The organism is Streptomyces sp., from assembly GCF_050698815.1.
GTDB lineage: Bacteria > Actinomycetota > Actinomycetes > Streptomycetales > Streptomycetaceae > Streptomyces.
Genome location: NZ_JBOHCV010000711.1, coordinates 1 through 2700, shown reverse-complemented (window position 1 = coordinate 2700; position 2700 = coordinate 1). Strand labels below are relative to the sequence as shown.

At 77.1% G+C, this 2700-nt stretch carries 1 protein-coding gene and 1 pseudogene; one reads left to right on the top strand and one right to left on the bottom strand.

Going from position 1 to position 2700, the window contains the following annotated elements:
- A pseudogene (locus ACRDP3_RS25135) lies at positions 1-380 on the bottom strand (HAAS signaling domain-containing protein); the annotation flags it as partial.
- A 107-nt stretch (positions 381-487) separates the two neighbouring features.
- Here ACRDP3_RS25135 and ACRDP3_RS25130 point away from each other — a divergent pair.
- Positions 488-2700 (top strand): helicase-associated domain-containing protein (locus ACRDP3_RS25130; RefSeq protein ID WP_431519280.1); only part of this gene is annotated, 2213 nt, incomplete at its 3' end.

The following is a 2700-nucleotide window of genomic DNA, read 5'->3' as shown; positions in this document are numbered from 1 at the left end:
GGCGGCGACGAGGCTCCGGACCCGCGCGCGGAGGTGGCCCGCTTCCACAGCGACACCTTCGTGTCCTCGCCGAACCGGTCGTCGTCGCCGTACCCGGGCGGCAGCGGCGCGTTCGGCTCACGCGGCGCCGCTCCCGCGCCCGCGTCCGAGCCCGACCCACGTCCCGAGACGATCTCCTCGGGCCGGCCCAGCCGCGCCAGGATCTTCCGCACGGCGGCCTTGCTCTCGGCGCCGCCCTCCGCCCGCCGCTGCTGGTCGATCCGGCCGCGCAGGTCGCTCACCAGCCGCGCCCGCTCGGCAGCCGTCATCGGCGTACGGTGAGCCAGATCGCCGACCCGGCTCAGATAGTCGAATACGAGCTGGTCGCTCTCGATGCCCACCAAATCCCCAACGACTGCTTGCCCTTGGCGCCTGCCCTGCCCCTGCCACACCCGTCCACGACGGTACCGTGCCCCACCCCCGTGGGGGGACCGCTAACGTGGTACGGATGAGCACCGAGCAGAACGGCGGCAGCGCCGCCCCCCGCACGCTCGCCGACGATCTGCGTGCCCGTGCCGACGGGGCGCTGGCCGAGCTGCTGCGCAGCCGGCCCGATCTGCTCTCGCCCGTGCCGAACGACCTCACCCAGCTGGCCACCCGCGCCGGGACCCGGGCCTCCGTCGTACGGGCGGTGGAGCGGCTGGACCGGTTCGCGCTGCAGACCGCGGAAGCCGTCGCCGTCGCGCCCGACCCCTGCCCGTACGACACCCTCGCGGCGCTGCTGACCGGCGACCGGCCGGACCACCCGGACCGCCCTGACCACGCCGCCGGCCCCGCCGCCCCGGCCGGCTCCGCGGACGACGTGGCCGCACAGCTCCCCGCCGCCCTGCGCACCCTGCGCGCACAGGCGCTGCTGTGGGGCGACGACGAGCGGCTCCGCCTGGTCCGCACCGCCCGCGAACTGCTCACCCCCACCGCCACCACGCCCTCCCCCACCGGCCTGGGGCCCACCCTCGCCGAGGCGACGGCGGGCATGTCCCCGGGGCGGCTCCAGGACTTCCTCACCACCACCGGGCTCGCCGCGACACACGACCCGGTCAGCGCGCTGGCCGAGCTCACCTCGCTGTTCTCCGACCGCGCGCGGATGGCCGAGCTGCTGCGGGGCGCGCCGGCCGCGTCCCTCGCGATGCTCGACAAGCTGCGCTGGGGCCCGCCCTACGGTTCCGTGGAGACCACACCGGCGTCGCCGCCCGTGGCATGGCTGCTGGACCGGGCGCTGCTCGTACGGTCCGCTCCGCGCACGGTCGTCCTGCCGCGCGAGGTCGCCCTGCACCTGCGGGCCGGGCGCGCCCACCGGACACCCGAACCGGTGGCCACGCCGCTCGCCGCCCGCAGCGAGTACCCCGTGGAAACCGTCGACGCCACCGCCGCCGGCCAGGCCCTCGCCGCCCTCGGCACCCTCGAGGAACTGCTGACGGCCTGGGAGTCCGAGCCGCCGCCCGTACTGCGTTCGGGCGGCCTCGGCGTGCGCGACCTCAAGCGCACGGCCGCCGTGCTCGAGGTCCCCGAGCCGACGGCCGCCTTCTGGACCGAAGTCGCCTACGCGGCGGGCCTGCTGGCCTCCGACGGCGCGACCGGCGAGAGATACGCGCCCACCCCCGGCTACGACGACTGGCTGCGGCGCCCCGCACCGGAGCGCTGGGCACACGTCGTCGGCCGGTGGCTGGCCGGCACCCGGGTCCCGGGACTGGCGGGCAGCCGCGACGCGAAGGGACCCGGCCTGGTCGCCCTGGGACCGGGCCTGGACCGCGGCCCGGCCGCCGAGGTACGCCACCGCACCCTGGAACTGCTCGCCGCCCTCGAACCGGGCGTCGCCCCCACCCAGCAGTCCGTGCTCGCCCGGCTGCGCTGGGAGCGGCCGGCCCCGGAGGAGGGCGCCGACCTGCGGTCACGACTGGCCGAGTGGGCGCTGCACGAGGCCGAGCTGCTGGGGCTGACCGGGCGCGGCGCGCTCGCCTCGTACGCGCGCGTGCTGCTGGACCGTCCCGACGCCCGCACCGACACCCGTCCCGACGCCCGTCCCGACGTCGGCCCCGCCGCCGCCGCGCTCGCCGCGGAGCAGCTCGCACCGCTGCTCCCGGAACCCCTCGACCACATCCTGCTGCAGGCCGACCTGACCGCCGTCGCGCCGGGACCGCTGGAGCGCCCGCTCGCCGCCATGCTCGGCGTCCTCGCCGACGTCGAGTCCAAGGGCGGCGCGACCGTCTACCGCTTCACACCCGGCTCCGTTCGCCGGGCGCTGGACGCGGGGCGCAGCGCCACCGACGTCCACGCCTTCCTGGCCGCCCACTCGACCACCCCCGTGCCGCAGCCGCTCAGCTATCTCGTCGACGACGTCGCCCGCCGGCACGGCACGCTCCGGGTCGGCGCCGCGTCCTCGTACGTGCGCTGCGACGACGACGCGCTGCTCAACGAGATCATGGCCGACAAGCGCTCGGCGGTGCTGTGCCCGCGCCTGCTCGCGCCCACCGTGCTGGCCTCTCCGCTGCCGCCGGACGAAGTGCTCACCACGCTGCGCGAGATGGGCTACGCGCCGGCCGCCGAGTCGGCCGAGGGCGATGTGCTGATCGCCCGCGCCAACGCCCACCGCACCCCGCCGCGCACCGCGCCCGAGCCGGTGCCGGACGGCCCGCCGGTGCCGGACGGGGCACTGCTCAGCGC